This is a genomic window from Arthrobacter sp. Y3223166 (genome assembly GCF_059090935.1).
The window spans coordinates 38,331-64,264 of the sequence record NZ_JBNHGE010000002.1; the positions used below are offsets into that span (position 1 = coordinate 38,331).

Below are 25,934 nucleotides of genomic sequence, written 5' to 3' on the forward strand. Positions count from 1 at the left end.
CGCCTGCTGCTTTCCCTATGGGCCTACCGGTTCGTAGCCGACGAGCCAGTGGAGTCCGTAACGATCGATCACCTGGCCATCGGAGGCGCCCCACGGCTTCGGGGCAAGGGGATCGACGACCCGGCCGCCAACGGCGAGCTTGTCGAACCACTCGTGCAGCACCTCGGGCTCGGCCGTCCCCAGCAACGAGAGCATGACGCCCTCGAGCCGGACGGTCTTCTCGCCGGGTGCCGCATCCGATCCGGCCAGGGCGACCACGCCGTTCAGCATTCCGTGGGCTATCTGCCCCGGCGGTCCCGCACTGTTGCCGAAGTCCTTATTGGTGTGCAGGGAAAGCTCTCCGCCAAAGATCTCTGCATAGAAACCGAGAGCTTCGCGGGCAGTGCCGGGGAAGCTGATATAGATCTGCGGTGCCGTCATGGGCACAGCCTACAGACACGGATTGCCCGCACCGGCGGGTTCCGGTCCTCGGAGATAAGACGAAGAGGGATGTTCCCCGCACCGCGGTGCACGGAACATCCCTCTTTCGCTCGCCCCGTGGGCGGCGGAACCTACCCGAAGTACTTCGGCAGGGTGCCCTCGTGGGCTTCCTTCAGTTCAGCCAGCGGCACGGAGAACTCGCTCTGGAAGTCCAGCGCGCCGTTCTCGGTGTCCACCACGCCGATGCGCATGAACGGGAAGCCCCGCGCGCCGCACATGTCCTTGAAGCGGACCTCTTCGCTGCGCGCCACGGACACGACGGCGCGGGCCTGGGACTCGCTGAACAGCAGCGTGAACAGGTCGACGCCGTCACGTTCGCAGACCTCGCCCAGGCCGATCCGGGCACCGACGCCGAAGCGCAGCGCCATCTCGGACAGGGCAGCGGCCAGGCCGCCTTCGGAGAGATCGTGGGCGGCGTCGATCATGCCGTCCCGGGAGGCGTTGATCAGCAGCTCGCCCAGCAGCTTCTCGGCCGCCAGGTCCACGGCCGGGGGCTTGCCGCCCAGGTGTCCGCGCAGGTTGGCCCATTCGGAGCCGTCCAGCTCGTCGCGGGTGGTGCCCATCAGGTAGATGGCCTGGCCGTCCTCGCGCCAGCCGGACGGTGTGCGGCGGCCGACGTCGTCGAGCTTGCCGAGCATCGCCACGACCGGGGTCGGGTGGATCGGGGTGTTGCCGGTCTGGTTGTACAGCGAGACGTTGCCGCCGGTGACCGGGACGCCCAGTTCCATGCAGCCGTCGGAGAGGCCGCGGATCGCTTCGGCCAGCTGCCACATGACGTCCGGGTCCTCCGGCGAACCGAAGTTCAGGCAGTCGGACACCGCCATCGGGATAGCACCCACGGTTGCGACGTTCCGGTAGGCCTCGGCCAGGGCCAGTTGCGCGCCCTGGTAGGGATCCAAGTAGGTGTAGCGGCCGTTGGCGTCGGTGGCCAGGGCAACCCCGAGACCGGTTTCCTCGTCCACCCGGACCACTCCGGCGTCGTCGGGCATGGCCAGTGCGGTATTGCCGCCCACGTAGCGGTCGTACTGGTTGGTCACCCAGTCCTTCGAGCACATGTTCGGGGACGCCATCAGTTCCAGCACGGCTGCCTTGAGGTCTTCGGCGCTGGCCGGGGGGTTGGCGCCGGCGGCGGAGGCGCGGAAGCCGTCTGCCTGGACCCTGTCCTGCCATTCCGGGCGGGCGTAGGGCCGGTTGTAGACCGGGCCGTCGTGGGCGACGGTGCGCGGGTCGACGTCGACGATGGTCTCGCCGTCCCACTTGATGACCAGGCGGCCCGTGTCGGTGACCTCGCCCAGCCAGGAGTATTCCACGGCCCACTTGGCCATGACGGCCTCGAACGCCTCGACGTTCTCGGGCGAGACCACGGCCATCATGCGTTCCTGCGACTCGGACATCAGGATTTCACCCGGCGTCAGGGTCGGATCGCGCAGCAGCACGGAGGTCAGCTCGACGTCCATGCCGCCGTCGCCGTTGGAGGCCAGCTCCGAGGTGGCGCAGGAGATGCCGGCGGCCCCCAGGTCCTGAATGCCCTCGACCAGCGAGCCCTTGAACAGTTCCAGGCAGCACTCGATGAGCACCTTCTCCGAGAACGGGTCGCCGACCTGGACCGCGGGGCGCTTGGAGGGCTTGGTGTCGTCGAAGGACTCCGAGGACAGGATGGACGCACCGCCGATGCCGTCGCCGCCGGTGCGCGCGCCGAACAGCACCACCTTGTTGCCCTTGCCGGAGGCGTTGGCCAGCCGGATGTCCTCGTGGCGCATGACGCCCACGGCCAGGGCGTTCACCAGCGGGTTGCCCTGGTAAACGGAGTCGAAGACGACCTCGCCGCCGATATTCGGCAGGCCCAGCGAGTTGCCGTAGCCGCCGATGCCGGCGACCGCACCGTGGACGACGCGGGCGGTGTCCGGGTGGTCGATCGCGCCGAAGCGCAGCGGGTCCATCACGGCCACCGGGCGCGCGCCCATGGAGATGATGTCCCGCACGATGCCGCCGATGCCGGTCGCGGCGCCCTGGTACGGCTCGACCATGGTGGGCGAGTTGTGCGACTCGATCTTGAAGGTTACGGCCCAGCCGTCACCCAGGTCCGTCACGCCGGCGTTCTCGCCGATGCCCACCAGCATGTGCTTCTTCATGTCCTCGGTGACCTTGTCGCCGAACTGGCGCAGGTGGACCTTGGAAGACTTGTAGGAGCAGTGCTCGGACCACATCACCGAATACATGGCCAGCTCGGCGGCGGTGGGGCGTCGGCCCAGCACCTTGACTACCTCGTCGAACTCGTTGCGCTTCAATCCCAGCTCGGCCCAAGGCAACTCGGTGTCCGGGGTCTGCGCGGCATGCTCCACGGTGTCGATGTTGAACTGACGCCCCTCGGCGCGTTCGACGGCGTCGGCCGCCCCGCCGTAGCTCTGCACGTGCTCATTGCGTGCCTCGGCCTCGGTTTCCAGCCGGGTATCCACTGTTGCGCTGGTCGGATTGGTCTCGGTCATTTACTTGGCACCTGCCACAATCTTCGTCAAAACGGAGGTGAAAATTCCCAGGCCGTCGGTGCCGCCGCGCAGCTCGACGTCGCCGAAGGCGGAAGAGTCCGGGCCGAAGCCGGCTTCCACGGCGTGTTCGGGGTGCGGCATCAGGCCCACCACGTTGCCCGCGGCGTTGCTGATTCCGGCGATGTCGCGGCGCGAGCCGTTCGGGTTGCCGTCCGAGTAGCGGAACACCACGCGGTTCTCGGCTTCCAGCTCGTCCAGGGTCTTCTCGTCGGCGACGTACTGGCCGTCCTGGTTCTTCAGCGGCACCACGATTTCCGCGCCGGCTTCGTACTGGCTGGTCCAGGCCGTGGTGTTGTTCTCCACGCGCAGCCTCTGGTCGCGGCAGAGGAAGTGCAGGTGGTTGTTCTTGATCATGGAGCCGGGCAGCAGGTGTGCCTCGGTCAGCACCTGGAAGCCGTTGCAGATGCCCAGCACCGGCAGCGGATCGTGCTGCGCGTTGGCGGCGTCGGCAATCTGCTCCATCAGCGGGGCAAAGCGGGAGATCGCGCCGGCGCGCAGGTAGTCGCCGTAGGAGAAGCCGCCGGGGATGATCACGCCGTCCACGCCCTGCAGGTCATGGTCGCCGTGCCACAGGCTGACCGCTGTGCCGCCGGCAATCCGCACGGCACGGGCCGCGTCGCGGTCGTCGAGCGTGCCGGGGAAGGTGACGACGCCGATGCGCGCGCCCGAAAGGCCTGCGTCCGGTGCGGGCGAGAAGTCGCCGATCAGGGGTGTCTCAGTCATTATTCGCCGGCCCCGATGGTCGCCTCGGTGATGACCTCCACCCGGGTGACGTCTTCGATCACGGGGTTGGAGAGCAGCGTGGCGGCGGCATGCCGGGCCTGTTCCAGGAGTTCCTCGGTCACCTCGCCGTCAACCGTCAGTTCGAAGCGCTTGCCCTGGCGGACTTCGCTGAAGCCGGCCAGGCCCAGGCGGTTCAGCGCGCCGGCAATGGCTTTGCCCTGCGGATCAAGGATTTCGGGCTTGGGCATGACATCAACAACGATCCGGGGCATCCGGCCACTCCTGTGCTTGGATTGTGCTCTTCAAACGAAGCGAGGCGCGCGGAACTCAGTGCAGTGTCAATCCAACAATTGGTGCCGTCTCACGCTGATCCAGCGCTCCGCGAGCTTGCATGACTATTCTACCGGCATCGCGGGGCGCTGATTTTACGGGACGACGACGGCGGATCCCGGCAAAACCGTGCCGTCGGCCAGCGGGGCTCGTAGCATGGCTTCATGACGGAGAAGCCACAGTCCATGCTGCTGCCCATCTTGGCCGCCGTCGTGCTGGGCGGCCTCGGGCGGATGGTCATTCGGAAGAAACGCGACGACCGGCGGACCGCCCGTGCCGCACGCCGGGATCTTGACCGCCGGGTGAGCGAAGTCATGCGCGACGGCCGGCGCTGACCCGGTCGGTCACGGCGGCTCTGACCAGGTCGGCCACGGCGGCGCTGACCAGGTCGGCCACGGCGGCGCTGACCAGGTCGGCACTAAACTTCGCCGGCGCGGCCGCCCAGCAACGCGGCCATGGCGTTCCACTCGGAGATCTTGCACCCGTCGGTGAGGGAGAAGTGCTTGTTAACCTCGCGGCCGTTGAAGGTGCCGGTGACGTGGGCCTGCTGCGGACCGCCGTATTGCTGGGTGCAGAGGCGGTTGGGATCGGGCAGTTCGAAGAAGACCTTGTCCCCGTGCTTGGCCAGCGCCGCGCAAGCGCCCTCCGGGTCCCTGACCGTGGAGCCTTCGGCGGGATGGGAATCCCGGCACACCAGCAGTTGCTCAAGCCGGGCGGTGCTGTCGGCGGAGGTCAGCATGATGGACAGTTCGGCATCCACGGCCACGCCTTTCTGGTCGTCCGTCGGGGGTTCCGAGGGAGCGGGTTCCGACGGGGAAGGGGTCCCCTCGTCGCCCGGGGAAGGGGCCCCGCCGTCGCCCGGGGAAGCGGGAACGGCGATGCCGGGGGAAGGCTGCGGCTGGTCGCCCTGGCCGCAGGCCGCCAGCCATGGCAGGAAGAGCAGGCAGGAAAGGAGCACCGCCGCTTGGCGGCAACGGCCCCGCCGCCGCCCTGGACGCTCCGCCTCAACGGCCATGGTCAGTCCTCCGTTCGAGTCTTTCCCGGAGCGGAGTGACGCGCGCCCGCACGGTGCGACGACGAGTTCCCCTCCGTCCCGCGGTCCGGCACATTAGGCGCCTTGAGCACATCCAGTGCCTCCAGCACGTCCAGGGCTTCCAGGAGCCGGAGGCGCAGCGCCTGCGCCTCTTCGGCAAACGCCCGCTGGGCCGCCACGTACTGGGCGCGGCCCTCGGTGGTCTCGATCCTGACCGGTTCGTAGCCCCAGCCCGAGAGGTCGTAGGGCGAGGCCCGCATGTCCAGCTCGCGGATCCGCCAGGACAGCTCGAAGCAGTCCATCACCAGTTCGCTGGGCAGCGCCGGGGCCAGCTTGTACGCCCACTTGTACAGGTCCATGTTGGCGTGCAGGCAGCCGGGCTGTTCCATCTGCCGCTGGTTTTCCCGGGTGGGCTGCAGCGTGTTCAGCGGTATGGCCTGCGGCGTGTAAAACCGGAAGGCGTCGAAGTGCGAGCAGTTGATCCGGCTGCCCTCCACCACCTGATCCGTTCCCTCCGCGCCGAGCCGCAGCTCCAGGTAGTCGTGCCGGACGCCGTTGAGCCGTGACTTGTAGGCCATGGCCCACTCGTGCAGCCCGAAGCAGCCGAACCGGGCCGGCCGCGACGCGGCGCCGGCCAGGATTTCCCGCGAAAACGCCACCGCCGTTCCCCGCGCCGCCAGGAAGGCTTCGGCGTCGAAGGTGACGGCACCGGCGTCGTGCTCCACTCCCGTGGCGCGGCACTCGGCGGCGGTCAGCGCCCGGTAAAACTTCCACCCGCGGCGCTCGCCGGCGCCGTCGCCGGTCAACATTACGCCAGCGCCGGGATGCCAGCGCGCCAGCTGCCCCGGCTTAAGGCTGTAATACGTGAAGAGGAAGTCTTCCACCGGGTGTTTCAGCCCGGCCGAGCGGCGCTGCAGGTAGGGCTGGGTGAAGCGCTCGGCGCGCTCGCCGTGGGCCCGGGCGCGCGGCAGCCACTGCTCCGGTTCGAGCACCCGGAGCCGGTCGAGGAGAACCTGCGGCGCCATGGTTCCATTGTCCCAGCCGCCGCGTCAGATTGGCACCCGGCTTATAGCACCGCCGGCCCCGGCAGGGAAGTACGCGCAGGGAATTTCCGCGGCGGCGCACCCAAGAAGGGTGAAACGGTTCTTTCAGACCTTCCGGTGCGGTACTTTGATCCCACAGACGCACCATGTGGCTGTTGTCACAGATGGGGATGGGGCCGGCCTCGCACGCCGGGGAAATCCAATACCCTGCGGCCGCACGGCCTGCAGGATAGGCATTCGGCTGCGTCTGCGGGCCGACCAAAGCGGTCGCGCCCACCGGATGAAAGGCATTTCCTTCTCATGACACAGCAAAGCAGCAGCTTTGTGCACCGGCAGGGATTGCGCTCTGCCGCGGCACTCGCACTGGGGATACCGCTGATCCTCTCCGGGCTCGCCGGCCCGGCGGCGGCCGCACCCGCCGACCTCGCCCGCACCATCACCTCGAATCCGGACGGGCAGCAGGCCGTCTACGAGGACGGCCGCTACATCGTGATGCTCTCCGGCGACCCGCTGGCCACCTATGAGGGCGGCGTGTCCGGCATCGCGGCAACGAAGCCCGCGCCGGGCGAAAAGCTGAACGGAAACAGCGCCAACGCCAAGAAGTACCGGGCACACCTGCAGGAGCAGCAGAACGACGTCGCCGCCTCCCAGGGCGTCAAGATCGGGAAGAGCTTCACGACGGCGGTGAACGGCTTCGCGGCGGAGTTGACCGGGCTGCAGGCAGCCGAGCTGGCCAAGAAGCCGGGCGTGGCGGCGGTAGCTCCGGACGAGCAGCACCACCCGGACTACTCCAGCACCGATTTCCTGGACCTGCCCGGCGGCAACGGCGTCTGGGCCGAACAGTATGGCGGCGCACAAAACGCCGGCAAGGGAACCGTGGTCGGCGTGATCGACACCGGCTACTACCCGGACAGCGACTTCCTGGCCGGCGAAGAGGTCAAGCCGCTGACCGGCAAGGCCAAGGTCGGCGAACCGTACCTGACGCCGGATGGCAAGATCGCCATGCTCAAGGCAGACGGCAGCACGTTCCTGGGCGAATGCCAGCCGGGCCAGGAAGGCTCCGGATTCGACGGCACCGAATGCAACTCCAAGGTGCTCAGCGCCCGCTACTACGCCGACGACTTCCTGGCCTACGTGCCGCCGGAAGACAGGCACCCGCAGGAGTCCATCTCCCCGCTGGACATCGCCAGCCACGGCACCCACACCGCCACCACGGCCGCCGGCAACAGCGGCGTGACGCAGACCGTTGACGGCCGCGACTTCGGCACCGGCAACGGCGTGGCTCCGGCCGCCAAGGTCGCCGTCTACAAGATCTGCTGGGAGGACAACGACGACGCCACCGGCGGCTGCTACACCTCGGCCTCCGTGTCCGCGATCGAGCAGGCCATCCTCGACGGCGTCGACGTGCTGAACTACTCCATCTCCGGCAACAACAACTCCGTCCTGGACCCGGTGTCGGTGGCGTTCCTGAGCGCGGCCGAGGTGGGCGTTTTCGTTTCCGCCTCCGCCGGCAACGCGGGTCCGGCTCCCGCCACCGTCAACCACAGCGCGCCCTGGGTGACCACTGTGGCCGCCAGCACGTTCTCCAACGAACTGCAGGGCACCGTGGAACTCTCGGACGGCACCAAGTACCGCGGCACGTCCATCATGAACCGCGAGGTTCCGCAGACTGCGCTGATCCTTTCCGCGCAGGCCGGTGCGGCCGGCGCCACCGGTGACGAAGCACGCTTGTGCTACCCCGGCAAGCTTGATCCGGCCAAGGTCGAAGGCAAGATCGTCATCTGCGACCGCGGCGTGATCGCCCGCGCGGACAAATCGGTCGCCGTCGAGCAGGCCGGCGGTGTCGGCATGGTGCTCGTCAACGTGACCCCCGGGTCGCTCGACCTGGACCTGCATGCCGTCCCCACCGTGCACATCGACGACCCGTCCATCAAGGACAAGGTCGCCGCGGACCCGTCGCTGACCGCGGCGCTGCGCGACCGTGACACCACGGGGCTGCCGCAGAGCCCGGTCCCGCAGGTCGCCGAGTTCTCCTCGCGCGGTCCGTCCACGGCGGTGGACTCGAACCTGCTGAAGCCGGACGTCACGGCCCCCGGCGTGAACGTGCTCGCCGGAGTTTCCCCGGTAGTTGGCGGCGAGACCAGCGGCTTTATGTCCGGCACCTCGATGGCCGCGCCGCACGTAGCCGGCCTCGGCGCGCTGCTGCTGGCCAAGAACCCCAAGTGGTCCCCGGCCACCGTGAAGTCGGCGATGATGACCACCGCCGGCGACCTGGTCACGGAAGACGGCTCGGTGAACGAAGACCGCTTCGCCACCGGCGCCGGCCACGTGGATACCGCCCGGATGGGCGATCCCGGCCTGGCCTACGATGCCGATATCAACGACTGGCTCGGCTTCATCCAGGGCACAGGCCTGGACCTGGGCCTGAAGAAGCGGGACACCGTCGAGTCCAAGGACATCAACGTGCCGTCGTTCGCCCTCGGGAAGCTGGCCGGAAAGGTCACCGTGGAGCGCACGCTCACAGCCCTGAAGCCCGGCACCTACACGGCGGCCGTGGACCTGCCGGGCGTGAACGTGAAGGTCTCGCCCGCGAAGCTGACCTTCAAGAAGGCCGGCCAGGAACGCACGTTCAAGGTCACCTTCGAGAATGCGGATGCGCCGCTGGATCAGTTCACCATGGGTGAGCTGGTCTGGACGGAAGAGGCCAAGGGCTCCGGCCAGCACGCGGTCGTCTCGCCGATCGCCGTCCGGCCGGTCACCGCGGTGGCTCCCGCCAGCGTCGCGTTCGCTTCCGACGGCGGCGACGGCTCGGGCACGATCGAGGTCACCTCGGGCACCAACTCGCCGATCGACGTCGCGGTCGAGGGCCTGGCCAAGGCCAACGCCACCGCAGTGGAGAAGGTCCCTGGCCAGCCCGCCGTGATCGGTTCCAACGGCAGCACCGGATTCGCCCCGCAGGCGGTGCCGGCGGGTGCCACGCTGGCGCAGTTCTCCATCACCGCGGCCGACCCGGGGGCAGACTGGGATCTGTATGTCTACACCCCAGCCGGTACCGTAATCTCCGCGGCCACTGCGTCGGCGAGCGAGTCCCTGGCCATCAACAATCCGGCCCCGGGCACGTACTATGCCATCGCGCACCTGTACAGCAGCCCGGACGGCAAGGCGAGCAAGGGGACCATCGACGCGGTTGCGCTGAGCGGTGACGCCGGCAACCTGACGGTCAGCCCGGATCCGCTGCAGCTGGCCAACGGCGAGACCGGCACGGTAACCGCCGCCTGGTCCGGCCTGGCAGCCGGCAGCTGGGTCGGCCTGATCAAGTTCGGCGACGGCGCGGCCACGGCGGTGACGGTCAACGTCTCCGGCAACGGCGCCGCGGCGCAGGCGCCGGCAGCTGAAGGTACGGCCGTGATAGTCGACGGCAGTGCCTCGGAGCAGCCCGGGCAGCGCTCCGGCCGCTAACGGCGCCGGCGGCCCCGGCCGCTGACAGCACCTGAACAAGCGGGAGGGTGGCCGGTGGATACAACCACCGGCCACCCTCCCGCCGCATCTTCCGGCGGCTCCGTGCGTTGGCGCTAGTCCGTGGCTTCCCGCGCGGCCTTGATCAGCGCATGCATCGAGGCGTTCAGTTCGCGCAACTGCTCGCGTTCAAGACCCAGGCGCGCCAGCATGGTTCCGGGCACGGCCAGTGCCTCCTCCCGCAGCGCCTGGCCGGCAGCGGTCAGCCCCACGGCCAGCGCCCGCTCGTTGCCTTCCACCCGCTCCCGGGTCACGAGGCCGGCCTGCTCCAGCCGCTTGAGCATGGGGGACAGGGTGGCGGGTTCCTGCTGCAGCGCCTCGGACAGGTCCTTGACCATCCGCGGGCTCTGCTCCCAGAGGGCGAGCATCATCAGGTATTGCGGATGCGTGAGGCCCAGCTTCTCCAGCACCGGCTTGTAGGAGGCCACCACGCTGCGCGACGCCACCGACAGCGCGAAGCACAGCTGGTGCTCCAGCAGCAGGTCGTCCGTCGTCCCCGCCGTCGCTGTCACGGCCACCACTCTCCATCAGTTCGTGCGCTAATTGTTCGTCCCCTATTATGGGGTTGAATGCCCGCAGAGTCTACCGGGCACCGGAAGAAGGATCACGCCCATGACCGAGAAGAAGTCCCGCGTCAACGCGTTCATGCGGGCGACCGGCAAGTTCCGCATCGTCTTCGGCCCGGCCCAGAAAAGCGGCGTCGACCATCCCATGACCGAGGAGAACAAGGCGCTGCTCCAGCAGCGCGAGGCCGAAGCGTCGCAGTGGGAAACGGTCACCCGGGCGGACGGCAGCACCTACATCGTGCCGAAGAAGCCGGCCTAGCCCCGCCCTGTTCTTCCGTACCGGGCCTCGTTAAACTGATGCCACGGATTCTTCTGAGCAAGAAGGTGATTCAGATGGCTGGAAATCGGCGTTTCATGGACCGCTTCATGCGAGCCACGGAGAAGGCGGCGAAGGTCTGGGGCCCTGCCGATCGCATCGAAGCCGACACCCCGGTGGTGCACCGGCACGACGCGGCGGAGAAAGCGGCGGAGGAACAACTGGCCGAGATCGAAGTGGAGCGCGGTCCCGGCCACGCCTACGCCTACCGCAAGCCGCGCAAGGCCTGACACGCGACGAGGCCGCGCAGGGCCTGACACACACGGAGAGGGGCTGTCAGCCAACTGCTGACAGCCCCTCTCCGTTTCCGCCCCGCGGCGTCAGCGGCCGGTGCCGCCGTAGACCGTGGCTTCCTCGTCGGTGTCCAGGTCGAATGCCGCGTGGACAGCGCGGACCGCCGTGTCCAGCAGATCGGCGTGCGTGACAATCGAGATGCGGATCTCGGAGGTGGAGATCATGTCCACGTTCACGCCGGCCTTGTGCAGGGCTTCGAAGAACTTGTAGGAGACGCCGGGATTGGAGCGCATGCCCGCCCCGATCAGCGAGAGCTTTCCGACGTTTTCGTTGTAGAGAATGCCCTCGAAGCCCACCACGTCCTGGGCCGCGTTGAGTGCCTCCAGGGCTTCCTTGCCCTCCACCATGGGCAGCGTGAAGGAGATGTCCGTCTTGCCGGTCCCGCGGGTGGAGATGTTCTGCACGATCATGTCAATGTTTGAGTGCGCGCCGGCGACGATGCCGAAGATCTCCGCGGCCTTGCCGGGGATGTCGGGCACGCCCAGGATGGTGACCTTGGCTTCGGAGCGGTCGTGGGCAACGCCGGAGATGATGGGCTGTTCCAAGGGTTCTCCCTCTTGAATCTTGATCTTGTCGTCGGGGTTGGGCAGTACCCAGGTTCCCTCGTTCGTGCTGAAGGACGAGCGCACGTGCAGCTTCACGCCGAAGCGGCGGGCGTACTCGACGCAGCGCAGGTGCAGGATCTTCGAGCCGGAGGCCGCCATTTCCAGCATCTCCTCGCTGGAGATGGCGTCGATCTTGCGGGCGGTGTGCACCACCCGCGGATCGGCGGTGTAGATGCCGTCCACGTCAGTGTAGATCTCGCAGACGTCGGCGCCCAGTGCCGCCGCCAGCGCCACCGCGGTGGTGTCCGAACCGCCGCGGCCCAGCGTGGTGATGTCGTTGCTCTCCCGGCTGATGCCCTGGAAGCCGGCGACAATGGCGATCTCGCCCTTTTCGATGGTCGTCATCACCCGGTGCGGCGAGACGTCGATAATCCGCGCCCTGCCGTGGATGGCGTCGGTGACCATGCCGGCTTGGCTGCCGGTGAAGGACTGGGCCCTGGAGCCGAATTCCTGGATGGCCATGGCCAGCAGCGACATCGAGATTCGTTCGCCGGCGGACAACAGCATGTCCATTTCGCGGGCGCTGCTGCTGCTGGAGGAGACCTGGTTGGCCAGATCCAGCAGTTCGTCGGTGGTGTCTCCCATGGCGGACACGACGACGACAACCTGGTTGCCGGCGGCCTGGGTGTCGACCACGCGTTGTGCCACGCGTTTGATCCCCTCCGCGTCCGATACTGAGGAACCGCCAAACTTCTGCACTATCAGGCTCATGTGTTCTCTAAACAACTCCTGGGTTGGGGCCCGGACCGCGGCCGCCAGGGCGCGCCGCCGGGCTCATGGATTTGCTGCCACGCATCCCGGCTGCGCACCGCGCGGCAACCGCCATTCTAGCGCCGTAGTGGTTACGGCGGAGAATGCGGCGGACAGTATGACCGGCCAGGGTAATAACGACGACGGTGCCGGGCCAGGCGCCCGACACCGCCGACTGACGCGTGGCTGGGCCGCCGGTTTGCTACGTGAGCATGCGGCGGCCTTCGAAGGCGCGGCCCAGCGTAACTTCGTCCGCGTACTCGAGGTCGCCTCCCACCGGCAGGCCGGACGCCAACCGGCTGACGGGAATGCCGATGGTCTTGAGCATCCGGCCCAGGTAGGTCGCCGTCGCCTCGCCTTCAAGGTTCGGATCGGTGGCGATGATGATTTCCTCGATCTGTCCGTCCGAGAGGCGGCCGAGCAGCTCGCGGATGCGCAGTTGCTCCGGACCGACGCCGCCGATCGGATTGATGGCGCCGCCGAGCACGTGGTAGCGGCCCTTGAAGGACCGGGTGCGCTCGATCGCTATGACGTCCTTGGACTCTTCCACCACGCAGATGGCCGTCGGATCCCGGCGCGGGTCGCGGCAGATGTTGCAGGTGTCCTGTTCGGAGACGTTCCCGCAGATGGAGCAGAACTTCACCCGCTCCTTGACGTGGGTAACGGCGTCAACGAGCCGCTTCATGTCGGCCGGATCGGACTCCAAGATGTGGAACGCGATGCGTTGGGCGGACTTCGGGCCGATTCCAGGCAAGCGGCCGAGCTCGTCGATCAGCTCCTGGACAGCACCTTCGTACACTGAACCTTCAATCTCCGCGGGCGGTTAGGAACCGTCGAGGCTTCGTTCTTCGATCAGGCGTCCCCCGAGGAGCCTTTCAATGGCAGCGCGGCCCACCAGTCCGGAATCTTCGATGGCCTCGTCGTCTTCGCTGGGGATGTCCTCGACGTACTTCAAGTTTAGGTCACGGGCTGCCGGGGACGGCGCCGCGGCGGCAGATGTCGCCCGTGTGGCCTTCGCCTGATCCAGCAACTGCTGGTAGCGGCTGCGCTTTTGCCCGGGCATCTGCCGGTCCGGCGTCGTTTCCCATTCCTCGGCGGGTGGTTCGTCGTTCGCGTAGGGGATGTCGTCGTACGGAGAAGCCTGTGCCGGGGAGGAGGGGGCGGGAGTGCTTGGGGGTGCCGACAGGGCGCCGGCGGGCTGGCTGTTAGGTTGGGCGGCAGCCCCGAGGATTCCTCCTGCTGGAGAGGCTGGAGAGGCTGGAGCTGCTGGACCTGTTGGAGATGCGGGGGCGGGGGCGGGGAAGCCGGCCAGCGCCGAGCCGGAGTAATTTGAGGCCGATGGCGCACCGGCTGCCACGGGGACAGCGGTGGGAGCCCCCGGGGCCGCCATCCGCTCGGCCAGCTTCGCGAACACCGGCTTCTCCCCGGGCAGGGCCGGCGGCCGCTGGCCGTTGCCGGAGGCGCCGTTCGGCGATTCGGCCGACGGCGCTGACGCCGCGGTGGCCCCGGAGAAACCGCTGGGGGCTGATGCCCCTGACGCGGCGGAGGTAGCGCTGGGTGCGGAGGCGGCGGTGGGCGCCGAGAGGCTTGAGCCCGCGGACATGCCGCTGGGGGCTGAAGCGGCTGTGGGTGCCGACAAGCTTGAGCCCGCGGACATCCCGCTTGGGGCTGAAGCGCTGGTTGGCGCCGACATCCCGCTTGCGGCTGAAACGCCGGTGGACGCGGAGACCCCGCTGGGGGCAGACGGACCGGAAACGGCCGAGGCAGGGGATACGCCGGATCCCCCCGACATCGCAGGACCACCGGGGAAGCCGGACGTTGCGGAGCCAGCCGACGTCGCCGACCCGGCCGGTTCGGCCCGGGCAGCCGGCATCGCCGGTTCAGCAGAAGACGGAGAAGGCGCCGAGGCCGAGCCGGACATGAATCCGGTCATCCCGGCAGCGGCCGGTGCCGGCTGCGGATGACCTGCTTGCCCAACAACCGGTTGGGAAACCGGCGCGGGCGCACCTACCGTAGCGGTGTTGGCGGGCCAACCTCCGTCTGCCGGCTGCGGCCGGCTAGTAGGTACTTTTGGGTTTGACTCACCCGCTGTCACCGACGCGTCTTCGACGGTTTGAATCTGCAGGTCGATGCCGAGCACTTGCTGGATGGCCTGACGCACGTTGTCCGCGTGGTCGCCGTTGTTGAAGTTGGTGGCGGACCCCTGGTTCTTGAAGCCGAGCGTCAGCGCCGTGCCGTCGAGGCTGAGCGGCGAGGCATTCGTGCTGACGTTCATCCACGTCACCTTGCGGATGCCGCTGAGCGTGGTCAGGATCTCCGGCCAAGCGCGGCGGATCATCTCGATCTGCCCGGACGCCTGGGGGCCGGACTGGCCCTGACGAGGAGCGTGCGCCGGCGGTGCGGCCTGTTCCGGACGCGCCGGAGCCTGTTGTCCCGGAGCCTGCGCCTGTGGTGCAACGGGATCCGGTTGTGCCGGAGCCTGCGGTGCTGCATGCGCCTGCCGCTGCGGTCCGCGCTGCTGCGCCGGGGGCTGGCCCTGTGCCTGCGACCGCTCGTTGGCTGCCGCTACCGGCGCCGCCGTGTTCCGGGGAGATTGAGCCGGCTGACCCGATCCACGGGCCTGGTCTCCGGCCGGCGGGGCGGGGCGCTGGGCTTCGGGTGCCGGAGCCGGCTCCGGCATGGCGCCCCAGGTGCCACCCCAGTCGGCCGCGCTTTCGCCGGAGGAGCCGGCAGCAGCGTTCTGCTGGCCGGCCGCATCGGAGGGGACCTGCACACCGGCGTCCTGCCTGCCGCCGTCTCGCGGATTCCCGAACACCGACGACGGGACGGTCGGACGGCTGGAATCGTTGGCGGATGCCGGAGCCGAAGGCGGCTGGGCGGAAGACGCCTGGGCCTCGGCTGCGGCCGCGGCGCCGTTCCCATCCGGAGATCCGGAGGATGCCGCCGTCACAGGTGCCGTACCCCCGGAGCCAGCGGGAGCTCCGCCGTCGTGCTGTTGGGCAGGCTGGCCTGAAGTTGGGGGGTTGTTGGCGGCGGGGGCGGCGGGACCCTGCTGGTCTTCGCGGGGCCAGTCGGTGGTGCTCACCCGCGGGGGAGTGAGGCGCTCGGCGTCCGGGCGGGCGGGCTCGGCCTTCTGTGCGTTGGCTCCCCGGAGCGCGGCGCGCGCGGCTTCGGGCCCGGAGAGCGGGGGCTCCGCGGCGGCATGCACGGCGGGCGCCTGCGGCTGGCCGGCTGCCGGTGCGGAAACCGGGGCCCCACCGTAGCTGAGCCGGCGCTCGATCCGGTCCACCCGAGCCGCGACGCCCTGCTCGCCCTGGTCGGCGGCGGGCAGCAGGATCCGCGCGCACAGCAGTTCAAGGTGCAGGCGCGGGGAGGTGGCGCCGGTCATTTCGGTCAACGCCTGGTTGGTGATGTCCGCGGCCCGGGAGAGCTCGGACGCGCCCAGCTGGTTGGCCTGGGTCTGCATCCGGGCGATCTGGTCCTCCGGGACGCCGCGCAGGATGGCGTGGGCGCTTTCCGGCATGGCGCGCACGATGATCAGGTCGCGGAAGCGCTCGAGCAGGTCCTCGACGAAGCGGCGCGGATCGTGGCCGGTCTGCACCACGCGGTCCACCGCGCTGAACACGGTGGACGCGTCGCCCGCGGCGAAGGCGTCGACGACGTCGTCCAGCAGGGAGGCGTGCGTGTAGCCGAGCAGGGAAACGGCCAGTTCGTAGTCCAGCCCGTCGGGTCCGGCGCCGGCCATCAGTTGGTCCAGCACGGAGAGCGAGTCGCGGACCGAACCGCCGCCCGCCCGGATCACGAGCGAGAGGACGCCCGGGGCCACCGGAACGTTCTCCTGCCGGCACAGCAGTTCCAGGTACTGCATCAGCGGTTCCGGCGGGACCAGCCGGAAAGGATAGTGGTGGGTCCGGGAGCGGATGGTGCCGATGACCTTGTCCGGCTCGGTCGTGGCGAAGATGAACTTGATGTGTTCCGGCGGCTCTTCGACGATCTTGAGCAGGGCGTTGAAGCCGGCAGACGTGACCATGTGGGCCTCGTCGATGATGAAGATCTTGTAGCGGTCGCGCACCGGGGCGAAGGTGGCCCGCTCGCGCAGGTCGCGGGCGTCGTCCACGCCGCCGTGGGATGCGGCGTCGATCTCGATGACGTCGAGGCTGCCGGGTCCGCCGCGGCCGAGCTCGACGCAGGAGTCACAGGTGCCGCAAGGGGTGGGGGTGGGGCCCTCCGCGCAGTTCAGGCAGCGGGCCAGGATGCGGGCCGAGGTGGTCTTGCCGCAGCCGCGCGGGCCGGAGAACAGGTACGCGTGGTTGACGCGGTTCTTCTGCAGCGCCGCCATCAGCGGATGGGTGACGTGTTCCTGCCCGATAACGTCCGCGAAAGTGTCCGGGCGGTAGCGACGGTAAAGGGCTGTACTCACGATCAAACCCTATCGGTTGAAACTGGGCCGGTGCACGCCGGAGCGGCCGGGCTGGGGATAGGCAGCATGGGGGTAAGTAAAGACCCCTCATGCACCTGACAGAGCCCGCTTACCCTTGCTACCTTCCGGTCCTGGGGGAGTTCACAGGATGACACCGCATGAGGGGCCGACGAACAGTCTACCTGACGTCGGACGGCGGCCCGAAATCAGGCGCCCGTCACCCGCCGGGGGTCGTCGGGGAGCCGGCGGCGGCGTCGGGAACGGCGTCGGGAGCATCCCACCAGCGCAGCACGCGGGAGCACCGCAGCGTGGCCCAGCGGCCGATGTCCTCTGCCGTCCAGCGGAACCACATCCGCCCCGGATACGGGCGGTACCCGCCCCAGTTGCCCGGGCTGCGCCGTCCGTGGGCCACTACCTTGATGGCGGGCGCCATCCGGTCGTCGTGCGGGCAGCCCTCGGCGCGAAAGTACTCCAGTCCGCGCAGGATGTCGTAGTGCCACTGCGGCGGGAACCGGAACTGGGACAGCGAAGGATGCGCCACGGCCCCGGTCCGGTGTGACCGGTAGAGCGAATGCATCAGCAGGAATTCGCGGCCGCGTGCCTCGGCGACGTCCACCTTGATCGAGCCGCCGCTGTGCCGGTAGGCAGCCAGCGCCTCCAGGGTGCTGATGGTGGTGTGGAACGAGGCGTGCTTGGTCGGTGAGCTGTGGGGCTCGCAGTTCCAACCGCCGTCGTCCAGTTCCTCGGCCAGCAGCCACGACACTGCCTTGTCGATCCGTGGATCGCCGCCGAGTCGCTGGCCCAGCTCGGAGCCGACCAGCACAGCCATGGCGGTGACGCAGTTCTCGGCCCGGTCCTGGTGCCGGCCGTAGGTCAGCCCGCCGTCGAAGTACTCTGCCCCGTCCAGCAGCCTCCGACAGCCGGCCACGGCCTGAGGGTGCCCCGGGGCGAGTCCGAGCCAATGCAGCAGCAGCAGGGTGAACATGGTGGAGGTCCATTTGGGGTTGTAGAGGCCGCCGCCCCAGCTGCCGTCCGAATCCTGCGCCGCGAGCAGCAGGGCACCCCAGCCGGAGTCGGCGATTTGGGCTTGCGCGGCCGCCACTTCGCCTTCGGGCGCGTCGCAGAGATCACGCAGGGTTTGGAACCGGATTGACGCATCCCCGGCCAGCAGCCAGTCCACAATGCGTGCCGGTGGCACGCTGCCTACCGCTGACTCTGTACCGGTGGCCATGTTGTTTAGTCCCCTTAGAAAAGGGGCTGCCCCCAGCCCCTCACCTCACCCATGGCGTAAGTTTGCCACTGCCGGTCGCAGCCTTCCAGAGCTAAACGGCGGCGGTACCCGCGCGGTCTCGGATTCGATTTTTGGGCCCGTACAGAAGGGGTGGCGGCCGTCTCCGGAGGAGGCCAGGCCGCCCAACCTCAGGCCCCTTAGAGGCTTGGCTTGAGGTACATGAACTCCCGGATTCGGCTCCCTAAATTCCCGCGCCCCAGCCCCATGGAGTCCTCGGCCCCAGCTTTTTGGACTTCCGTGCCGGGCTCCCCTGGACTTTCGCCCGGCTCCCTAAACCTTCATGCCCTCAGCCCCTAGTCGGCCCGCGACCGAGGTCCTTGGAGTCCTCGGCCCCAGCCGCATGACGTCCCGTGCCCCAGTTCCTTGGACTCGCGCACTCCAGCTTTCTGGACTCCCGCGCCCAGTTCCCTGCACTCCTGCCGATTCGGCACATGGGGCCGCTTTCGGGTACTCTGGTATCTGCTCTTGTGAGCAAGCATCTGGAGGATTCGCCTAGCGGCCTATGGCGCACGCCTGGAACGCGTGTTGGGTTCACGCCCTCGGGGGTTCAAATCCCCCATCCTCCGCCAGACCCAGCGGCCCCGATCTGCACTGTAGACCGGGGCCGCTGGCGTTAAGGTGCAAGGCCGGTTGCCGAGGCGCAGCGCAAGGGCGGACGAGAAGGCGCAGCGCAAGGCCGGGCGAGGGGTTCTTACCGGCGAGCCAGCCGCGGATCCGGCTGCTTCTGTCCATGTTCAGCCATAACTGTCCATCTTTTGGCGAATCACAGGCCCCTGACCTGCGGCTTTGCCCCAGGGTCGTTTTAAACGTGGACAGTTGCGTCCCGTGACGCGCGCCGTCAAGCCTGCTGCCCGAGCCGGGCGAGGCGGCGGCGAGCGGCGGCTTCGCTCGGCCCGGTCTTGCTCAGCCCCAGCCGGACGACGCCTAGGACGAGCTGGGTGGCGGGCTTGATGAGGATCCGCAGCGGCAGGGGAGTGGTCGGGCGCAACCCCAGCAGGCGGCGGTGCTCCTCGGGCAGCGTTTCGACGGCGGCGGCGAACAGGATGCGGTAGCCCAGCCGTTGCGAGCGGGGCAGCGGCGGCCGCCTGACAAACGCGACCGTCTCCTCCATGTTGGGCGATGAGGCGAGCTCCGGGGCGAAGCCGGCCAGTTGGGCGCGCAGTTCCGCATAAGTGCGGGGCGGGTCCGAGACCTGCATGAGCTCGCCGGCCTTGGCCCATTCGGCCACATAGCGGTCCGGACCACCCGGGAACCGTCGGCCGTAGGCAAGGTGCGCGGTGACGAAGGCGTCCGTGAAGGTCAGGTGCACCCACCGCAACAGGTGGGGGTCGTTGGCAAAGTACGGTTGCTGTCCGCCGGCCGAGTCGGTGTAGGTTCCGCGGACGCGTTCATGGAGGCGCAACACCAGGTCGCAGGCGGAGCGTGCCGCAGCGGTGTCGCCGTACGTGACGGTGAAAATCCACCGGATGGTATTGGCGAGGCGCCCCAGCGGATCATCGCGGTAGGCGGAGAAGTCATGCACGCCGGCCAGCGCGCCGGGATGCAGCGTCTGCGTGAGCAGCGAACGGATGCCGGCAACCAGCGTGGGCATCGAGCCGTGGACTGCCCAGACGGCCGAATCGGGCGCGAAGTAGCCCGCGTCGTCGCCGTTCTCCAAGTCCAGCTCCCACTGCGGGATCGTGTCGCTCTGCCCGGAAAATGTGCCCCGCAGTTCTTCGCGCCAGCGGGTCAGGATGTTGCCCACACAGCCATTATGGGCGAGCGCGAACGGGCGCGCACCGGGTGGGCAGAGCCCGCGCCCAGAAGAATGGTGCGTGCGACGCCGAGCGCCGCACACACCATGGGAAACATCAGCCGGCGGCCCTGAACCGGCGGGCCAGAAGTCTTGGGGCCCGGAACCGGCGGCCCGGAGTCTTGGGGCCCGGAACCGGCGGCCCGGAGTCTTGGGGCCTGGAACCGGGGGGGGCCGGAGTCTTGGGGCCCGGAACCGGCGGCCCGGAGCCCCCGGCACCCCCGGCGATCTACCGCGCCTACTTCTTGGCGAGCAGCTCCGGATAGAACTTCTCGGTCACGTCCGGGTGGGCGCGCAGCCGGCCCTTGAGCATGTTGGCGCCGAAGCTGGAGAGCATCGGGTTGGTGGGGTCGTCGGTGCGGCCGCGGGACTCGGCCTTGAGCTCGTCCGGCAGCGGCACCGGGTCGATCACGGCATCCAAGCGCGGCGACCAGAAGAACGGCACCGAGTAGCGGTCCACGCCGGGCGGCGGAGCCTGCACGCGGTGGACGGTGGCGGTGATGTAGCCGTCAGTGGCGACCTCGAGCATTTCGCCCAGGTTCACCACCAGGGCACCCTCGATCGGCTCGACCGGCAGCCACTCATCGGACTCCGGCGGCCGCACCTCGAGCCCGCCCACCATGTCCTGCAGCAGCAGGGTGACGAAGCCGTAGTCGGCGTGCACGCCCACGCCCTGGTCGCCGGCTTCCTCCACCACGCCGCCCACGTAGTGCACCAGCTTGCCCATCCAGTGCGGGGTGCCGGCGAACGGCTCGTCGAAGTAGTCTTCCGGCAGGCCCAGCCCGACGCCGATGGCCGAGAGCAGGTCATGGCCCACCGTGGACATCAGCTCCGCCCAGGCCATGGCCTTCTCGCGCAGGTCCGGCTGCACGGCGTCCGGCCACTGGTTCGGGCCGCGCAGCAGCCAGTACTTCTGGTCCTCGGGGTAGTCGGTGACCGGCTCGCTCTCGGGCGAGTAGTCCAGCTGCTCGCGGGCATCGGCGCGGCCCTGGGTCCGCTCGGTGCCCATGCGGGTGTAGCCGCGGAAATGCGGGGAGTTTCGGTTGTCCAGCTTCAGCCGCTCTTCCAGCGGCAGGTCAAAGAAGCGCTTCATCGCGTCGAAGAGCTCCGCTACCTGGCCCTCGGCCGCGCCGTAACCGGTGATCTGGAAGAACCCGACGCGGTGCGCGGCGTCGCGCAGCTGGTCGATGAAGACCGGGTTGAAGCTGCCGTCCGCAAGGCGGGCGGTGCTCATGTCGAGTACTGGAATGCTCCCCTGAAGTGCGTTCATGGAAGGCAGACTAGCATCGGGCCCGGAGTCAATTGTTACGGACGTTACGTTTTGCTGCGGCGGCACAGTTTCGCTTGACTCGCGGCCGGAATCGGCGTGGAATGCGCCCCGTATTTCGCCGTGTTACGGCCCGACGGCGGGACCGCCAACGCGGGAAGCCCTACAACGTCTGCGCGATCGCCGCCCACGTCCGCAGGAACGCCGCGCCGGCCTCTTCGTGCACGGCCCTCGGGAAGCCCAGGTGCGCCGCGGTCAGCACCGGGTACGGCTTCTGCGGGACCCCGTCGTCGGGGCGGACGTCCACGTGCAGCACCGCGTGCCCGTTGTGGTGCAGCAGGTCGGACATCGCGTAGTCGGTGCGCGAATCGCCCATCGTCCGCCAAGCGTGAGGCACCACGCCGTCCGCGGCCAGCATTTCCAGCGCCCGCTCGGCGCCCAGGTCCTTGCCCAGCTGCACCGACTCGATGTCGGTGGCGATGATGTTCGGGTCCACCCGGTAGTCGATTTGGTCGTCGCTGTCCGGCAGGTGCTGGTCCAGGCGCGTGGCACCCATGCCGAACCTGGACATCAGGGCCAGGACCTCGGCGTCGAACTTTTCCTGCACCTGGCGGTACTCCCGGTTTTCCGTCCCCACCACCTGCTCCACGGAGACCATGGCCCGCTTGGTTTCGTCGAAGAACATGTGGCTTGAATAGCCGGAGCGGACCAGCTCGCGCACCTCGGCGGCGAACTCCTGCGGCGGAGCCAGCGCATGGTCCACGTGGATCGTGCCCGGGCCGGCCGCCGTGAAGCTGAACCAGACGGCGCCCTTTTCGCACACCGCATAGCAGCGCACCTCCGGCGGCATCCCGGCGGCCAGCATCGGCTCCATCACCTGCTCTTTGATGAACTGGTCCGACCGTCCGGTGTTGAACACGATCGGCCAGCCGCGTTTGGCCATCACGAGCAGCGAGTGGATGATCTCCGCCGGCACGGTCCGGGTCACCGTCGATGAAAGCGGGCCGTCGACGTCCAGCAGCAGGCCGATGGGCGGCTGCTCCGGGCGGGCAGGGAGACCGGCTGTGAGGCTCATGGTCCCAGTATGACGGGGCGGCGCGGCCGTTCGCATCCCACCAGTTTTTCCCAAGCCCGCGCGGCAAGGATGGGTGCCTACAGGTTTGGGGGAATGGGAAGCGGTAAAGCAATGACGACGCTCTATGGGGATAGCGCGGTCGTGCCGGGGCCGGACAGCAGCGCGAGCTTGCCGTCCGGTCTCTCGCGGCGTGTTTTTGGGGTACTTGTTGGGGCCGGCATCGCCGGCGTGGCGGGAGGCGCGGGCCTGCTCACGGCCAGCCACCTGCGGGCCGGCACCGTGGGCTCGGGAGGCGTGGAAACGTCGTTCGGGAGCGCGCGGCTGGTGTCCGCGGAGCGCCAGCATCGGTTGGCGTACGACGGCGGTGTCCCCGCCAGGGGCGCGAAGACCTCCGCTGCGGCGGGGCCGCCTGCGGGCGGCGGCGCGGAAGGCCGGGGGACCGCCGCGGGTGGAACCGGGCATGCCGGCCACGGCCCCATCATGGCGGCGGCGCCACAACCGGCGAACATGACGTGGGGCGACCACCTGCTGGTGGAGTTGGAGGTGCAGAACGCTTCAGAGGACGCGGTGCTGTTCGCCCCCGGGCAGCTGCGGCTGAGGGTCGGCGACGGTGGTCCGACGGTGACCAACCGGGACTCCGGGGAGGCCGTGGCGCTGGCAGCTTGGAGTACCGAGCGATTCTGGATCAGCTTCCTGGTGCCGGCAGACGCGCAGCGCTTGTCGGCGGAGTTCACGGATCCGTGGCTGCACGCGGCGCCGCTGCGGCTCGAACTGCCGCGGGTGGCGCTCAGGCCCGGCTGGCTGGACGAAGGCGGACATCATGGCTGAGCACGTTCCGGAGCCAGACCGCGGCCGCACGATGAGCGCAGCCTCGGGTAGTTCTGCGTTGGGCAGCGCTGCCTCGGATAGGACCGGCACTGAAGGCGCGGAGCCCCGGATGCCAAAGGACTCCCTGGAAACAGCCGGCGTCGGGCGCTGGAACTTCCTGAGATACGGGGCCGCCGCCGGGCTCGGCGCGCTGGCCCTGGGCGGACTGGGCGGCGCGGCATCGGCCCAGGCGACCGTGGCTGGGCGAAGGAGCCGCGCCCAGTCCGTCGCCACCGGAACCTGGCCCGCCGCCGTCGTGCCCGTCCCCGGCGTGCTGGACCTCTACATCAACGAGGGCTACCTGAAGATGGTGGACGACTCGCTGGTTTACCACCGCGGTTTCGGCGACCGGCCCACCGGCCTGCGGGACGCCTCGCCGAGCCTGGCCGTGGCGCCCAAGGTGTTTACCGCCGACGGGCGACTGGTGGAGTCGCGGACCTATCCGCTGGGGGCGGCGCTGCCGCCGCGCGGCACCCCGCAGCCGTACGGCCCGGACCCGGCGAACCCCGGGCAGTACTTCATCCGCCGCAACTACTGGGCCAGCTTCTTCCCCGCGCGCACCATCATCGCGGAGGTGGGTTCGACGCTCCGCTTCCGGGTGCACAACCGGCTGTCCAAGGACCATGAGTTTGTCCTGCACGACGTCGGACCGGACCACGCGGACGCCAGGACCGGTCCGATTGCGCCGGGCGGGAGCGCGCTGCTGGAGCTGCCGTGCCCGCCGGCCGGTTCGTACATCTACAGCGATCCGACCAACGCGCCGGTCGAGCGGACTCTCGGGCTCTTCGGCGCGCTCCTGGTGATGGATCCGGTGCACCAGTGGGACATCACCCCCGGCCGGGCCAGCTTCGAACGGCAGTGGGTGTGGATCTGCCACGCGGTGGAGTCGAACTGGGCGGCCATCGAGGCCGCCGGCGGCACCGTTGACCCGCTGCAGACCAAGGCGGTGCCGCGGTACTTTACGCTCAACGGGCGCAGCGGCTACGAGTCGCTGGCCATGACCCGGAACGAGGCGCTCAACCTGGCCAGCGACGAGGAAACCTTGGTCTCCGGGTATCCGCGGCAGCTCGATGTGCGCCAGTTCGGCGAAGGCACCACGGCCGGCACCCTCCGCGGCGGCCAGCTGGTGCGGCTGATCAACCCCGGAATTGTGTACCACCAGATCCACTTCCACGGGAACCACCTGTGGACCGTGCGGCGGAACAACTACCACTGGCCGCGGCGCGAGGGGTACGTGGACAAGCAGGGCCACGTGGTGCTGCAGCAGTGGGAGGACGTGGTGGAGCTCCAACCGATGGACCGGAAGGACTGCATCATCCCGGTCAAGCGGCCGCCGGATGCCCTCGATCCGGTCTGGTACGCCCGGACCACCGACTGGGAGTACCCGATGCACTGCCACGCCGAGCCCTCGCAAACGGCCGCCGGCGGCCTGTATCCGGGCGGGCTGGTGGCTCATTGGAACCTGAAGGCACCGCTTCCCGGGGAGGGATGATGAGCAACCCGAGAGTGCCCCTGCGCTCCGGCAGCCGCACGGCCGCGCAACGGGCCGAAGAGCAACGCAAGCGGGCCGAGGCCGAGCGGAAGCAGGAGGAAGCTGCCCGTCGGCGCGAGGAGGACCGGAAAAAGGGCAAGAAGAAGGACGACGACGACGGCAAGGGCGGGGGCGGGGCCAAGCCCACGGCGACACCGAAGCCCACCGCAACGCCGGGACCGAGCGCGACGGCGGCGCCCACGGCTGAGCCGACCACCTCGCCCACCGGCACCCCCACCGCCGCACCGACGCCGACGCCCACGGGCGAGCCCACGGAGGCACCGACGTCGTCCCCCACCGTGGAACCGACCCAACCCGCGCAGCCGACGCCGAGCCCGAGCCCCACTGACGACGACGGCCGCCCGCGCCACCGCTTTCGGAGCCAGGTGGACTTCAGCTCCGACCAGTTGGATCTGGACCGCCCGGTCACGGAATTCCGGCAGACGCCGCATTCGTCCGTCTATCTGGAGGTCTTCAACCGGGACCTGCGCTTTGACGACGGCGCCGTGTTCGAGATGTGGAGCTTTGACTCGCGGGAGTCGGGCCGCGGTTTTCCCGGCCCGTTGATCCGGCCGTTGGAAGGGCAGATCTTCCACGCCACCGTGCATCCCTCGATGGGGCCGCACACCATCCACTGGCACGGGCTGGAACCCGACCCGCGCAACGACGGGGTCGGCCATACGTCCTTCGAGATCGGCGGCACGTACACGTACCAGTGGGCGCCGGAGCCGGGCCGGCCCGGAGATCCCAACTACGGCGCGGCCGGCACCTACTTCTACCACTGCCACGTCAACACCGTGCTGCACGCGCAGATGGGGATGTTCGGCCCCGTGATCGTGGATCCGGTGGTGCACCAGGACTACCCGGTGACGCCGGGAGCGCGGCGGGCGTTCGTGGACGGGCCGGAGTACGACGTCGACACCGAGTCCATTCTGATCCCGTATTCGCTGGATCCGCGCTGGCACGAAATGCACCATGCGGCCGGGCTCTCCGGCGAAGACGTCGGGCTGAACCGGTTCGAACCCAAGCACTTCTACCTGATGGGCGGCGAGCTGGTTCGCCGGCGCTCCGGCGACAACCGGGTGTGGAGCCTGTCGGCGCTGCGGGCCAACGTGGCTGGCGGCGAGAAGAAGCCGACGCTGCTGCGCATCCTGAACGCCAAGCTTCCCAACCGCATGTACTTCACGGCCATGGACGGGGAGCCGGTGCGGATGGCCGAGCTGATCGCGCACGACGGACGGCCGTTCCGTGACACCTCCGTCCCGGGGGCGCCGTCTCCGACCTGCCGGGAGGCCGGATACCCGCTCATGACCGACGTGCTGGCCTTCGGCGCGGCCGAGCGGTACGACGTGATGCTGCACCCGCCGGAGCGGGGGGAGTACCGGCTGCGGGTCGAGTGGGAGGACTGGATCACCGGCGCAACCGTGGGCGTCCGCGAAGTGCCGATCACCGCGGCCTGACAGGCGGGAGACAGCGGCCTGAAGCAGGC

The 25,934-nt window shown here is 69.0% G+C and carries 21 protein-coding genes, 1 tRNA gene and 1 other RNA gene; 8 read left to right on the forward strand and 15 right to left on the reverse strand.

The genetic code is table 11. The features are described 5' to 3' along the window. Positions 1-15 precede the first annotated feature (15 nt). The 4 genes from AC5RUH_RS01750 to purS form a co-directional block, all read right to left on the reverse strand. Positions 16-420: a VOC family protein gene (locus AC5RUH_RS01750; RefSeq protein WP_494127738.1), complete on the reverse strand. Its 405-nt coding sequence runs from the start codon at positions 418-420 to the stop codon at positions 16-18. 131 nt (positions 421-551) lie between these two features. Further along, complete coding sequence (gene purL / locus AC5RUH_RS01755; RefSeq protein WP_494002054.1) at positions 552-2,966, reverse strand: phosphoribosylformylglycinamidine synthase subunit PurL; 2,415 nt, start codon at positions 2,964-2,966, stop codon at positions 552-554. Beyond that, positions 2,967-3,749: a phosphoribosylformylglycinamidine synthase subunit PurQ gene (gene purQ / locus AC5RUH_RS01760; protein WP_493977174.1), complete on the reverse strand. Its 783-nt coding sequence runs from the start codon at positions 3,747-3,749 to the stop codon at positions 2,967-2,969. It lies immediately after the preceding gene. After that, complete coding sequence (gene purS, locus AC5RUH_RS01765) at positions 3,749-4,021, reverse strand: phosphoribosylformylglycinamidine synthase subunit PurS (RefSeq protein WP_494002056.1); 273 nt, start codon at positions 4,019-4,021, stop codon at positions 3,749-3,751. Before purS ends, purQ begins: the two co-directional genes overlap by 1 nt. A 222-nt stretch (positions 4,022-4,243) precedes the next feature. On the opposite strand from purS, the gene AC5RUH_RS01770 reads away from it, so the two are divergent. Beyond that, positions 4,244-4,414 (forward strand): hypothetical protein, encoded by a 171-nt coding sequence (locus AC5RUH_RS01770; protein ID WP_494013269.1) that lies wholly within the window; start codon positions 4,244-4,246, stop codon positions 4,412-4,414. An 83-nt stretch (positions 4,415-4,497) separates the two neighbouring features. Here AC5RUH_RS01770 and AC5RUH_RS01775 read toward each other — a convergent pair whose 3' ends face one another. Beyond that, positions 4,498-5,094 carry a hypothetical protein gene (locus AC5RUH_RS01775; RefSeq protein ID WP_494127739.1) on the reverse strand — a complete coding sequence of 199 codons (597 nt, stop codon included), beginning with the start codon at positions 5,092-5,094 and terminating at the stop codon, positions 4,498-4,500. 2 nt (positions 5,095-5,096) lie between these two features. After that, positions 5,097-6,137 (reverse strand): 3-methyladenine DNA glycosylase, encoded by a 1,041-nt coding sequence (locus AC5RUH_RS01780; protein ID WP_494127740.1) that lies wholly within the window; start codon positions 6,135-6,137, stop codon positions 5,097-5,099. A 318-nt stretch (positions 6,138-6,455) separates the two neighbouring features. On the opposite strand from AC5RUH_RS01780, the gene AC5RUH_RS01785 reads away from it, so the two are divergent. Continuing rightward, the gene (locus AC5RUH_RS01785; protein WP_494127741.1) at positions 6,456-9,614 is read left to right on the forward strand and encodes a S8 family peptidase; all 3,159 of its coding nucleotides are present in this window, start codon (positions 6,456-6,458) and stop codon (positions 9,612-9,614) included. Between the two features lie 113 nt (positions 9,615-9,727). Here the strand turns inward: AC5RUH_RS01785 and AC5RUH_RS01790 are convergent, their stop codons facing one another. After that, entirely contained in the window at positions 9,728-10,192 is a 465-nt protein-coding gene (locus tag AC5RUH_RS01790; protein WP_494127742.1) for a MarR family winged helix-turn-helix transcriptional regulator, read from the reverse strand. A gap of 91 nt (positions 10,193-10,283) precedes the next feature. Here AC5RUH_RS01790 and AC5RUH_RS01795 point away from each other — a divergent pair, with 91 nt between their 5' ends. Together AC5RUH_RS01795 and AC5RUH_RS01800 are read left to right on the forward strand one after the other, a co-directional pair. After that, positions 10,284-10,496, forward strand: coding sequence for a hypothetical protein (locus AC5RUH_RS01795; RefSeq protein ID WP_494002062.1), 213 nt, complete (start codon positions 10,284-10,286; stop codon positions 10,494-10,496). Between the two features lie 74 nt (positions 10,497-10,570). Then, positions 10,571-10,783, forward strand: a complete 213-nt coding sequence (locus tag AC5RUH_RS01800) for a hypothetical protein (protein ID WP_494002063.1) — start codon at positions 10,571-10,573, stop codon at positions 10,781-10,783. A 90-nt stretch (positions 10,784-10,873) separates the two neighbouring features. On the opposite strand, the gene AC5RUH_RS01805 is transcribed toward AC5RUH_RS01800, so the two are convergent. From AC5RUH_RS01805 to AC5RUH_RS01825, 5 genes are all read right to left on the reverse strand, one after another. Further along, a complete protein-coding gene (locus tag AC5RUH_RS01805) occupies positions 10,874-12,163 on the reverse strand; it encodes an aspartate kinase (RefSeq protein ID WP_494002064.1) in 1,290 nt (429 codons plus the stop codon). A 241-nt stretch (positions 12,164-12,404) separates the two neighbouring features. Next, positions 12,405-13,001: a recombination mediator RecR gene (recR, locus tag AC5RUH_RS01810; RefSeq protein WP_494002065.1), complete on the reverse strand. Its 597-nt coding sequence runs from the start codon at positions 12,999-13,001 to the stop codon at positions 12,405-12,407. 24 nt (positions 13,002-13,025) lie between these two features. Next, on the reverse strand, positions 13,026-16,622 hold the full coding sequence (locus tag AC5RUH_RS01815) for a DNA polymerase III subunit gamma and tau (protein ID WP_494127743.1): 3,597 nt from the start codon (positions 16,620-16,622) through the stop codon (positions 13,026-13,028). A gap of 75 nt (positions 16,623-16,697) precedes the next feature. Further along, positions 16,698-16,793, reverse strand: an RNA gene (ffs, locus tag AC5RUH_RS01820) — signal recognition particle sRNA small type. A 46-nt stretch (positions 16,794-16,839) separates the two neighbouring features. Next, positions 16,840-17,853: a prenyltransferase/squalene oxidase repeat-containing protein gene (locus AC5RUH_RS01825; protein WP_494127744.1), complete on the reverse strand. Its 1,014-nt coding sequence runs from the start codon at positions 17,851-17,853 to the stop codon at positions 16,840-16,842. A 541-nt stretch (positions 17,854-18,394) separates the two neighbouring features. Between AC5RUH_RS01825 and AC5RUH_RS01830 the strand changes: the two genes are divergently transcribed. Further along, positions 18,395-18,482, forward strand: a tRNA-Ser gene (locus tag AC5RUH_RS01830). A 269-nt stretch (positions 18,483-18,751) separates the two neighbouring features. Here AC5RUH_RS01830 and AC5RUH_RS01835 read toward each other — a convergent pair. From AC5RUH_RS01835 to AC5RUH_RS01845, 3 genes are all read right to left on the reverse strand, one after another. After that, positions 18,752-19,657 (reverse strand): oxygenase MpaB family protein, encoded by a 906-nt coding sequence (locus tag AC5RUH_RS01835; protein ID WP_494127745.1) that lies wholly within the window; start codon positions 19,655-19,657, stop codon positions 18,752-18,754. 286 nt (positions 19,658-19,943) lie between these two features. After that, positions 19,944-20,975 carry an isopenicillin N synthase family dioxygenase gene (locus AC5RUH_RS01840; protein WP_494013261.1) on the reverse strand — a complete coding sequence of 344 codons (1,032 nt, stop codon included), beginning with the start codon at positions 20,973-20,975 and terminating at the stop codon, positions 19,944-19,946. Positions 20,976-21,135: 160 nt separating this feature from the next. After that, positions 21,136-22,047: a Cof-type HAD-IIB family hydrolase gene (locus AC5RUH_RS01845; RefSeq protein ID WP_494013260.1), complete on the reverse strand. Its 912-nt coding sequence runs from the start codon at positions 22,045-22,047 to the stop codon at positions 21,136-21,138. Positions 22,048-22,158: 111 nt separating this feature from the next. On the opposite strand from AC5RUH_RS01845, the gene AC5RUH_RS01850 reads away from it, so the two are divergent. The 3 genes from AC5RUH_RS01850 to AC5RUH_RS01860 all read left to right on the forward strand — a co-directional run bounded on the left by AC5RUH_RS01850 (position 22,159) and on the right by AC5RUH_RS01860 (position 25,905). Continuing rightward, entirely contained in the window at positions 22,159-22,875 is a 717-nt protein-coding gene (locus AC5RUH_RS01850; RefSeq protein ID WP_494127746.1) for a DUF4352 domain-containing protein, read from the forward strand. A gap of 109 nt (positions 22,876-22,984) precedes the next feature. Next, positions 22,985-24,406 carry a multicopper oxidase domain-containing protein gene (locus tag AC5RUH_RS01855; RefSeq protein WP_494127747.1) on the forward strand — a complete coding sequence of 474 codons (1,422 nt, stop codon included), beginning with the start codon at positions 22,985-22,987 and terminating at the stop codon, positions 24,404-24,406. Further along, positions 24,406-25,905 carry a multicopper oxidase domain-containing protein gene (locus AC5RUH_RS01860; RefSeq protein WP_494127748.1) on the forward strand — a complete coding sequence of 500 codons (1,500 nt, stop codon included), beginning with the start codon at positions 24,406-24,408 and terminating at the stop codon, positions 25,903-25,905. Before AC5RUH_RS01855 ends, AC5RUH_RS01860 begins: the two co-directional genes overlap by 1 nt. The last annotated feature ends 29 nt before the right edge of the window (positions 25,906-25,934 follow it).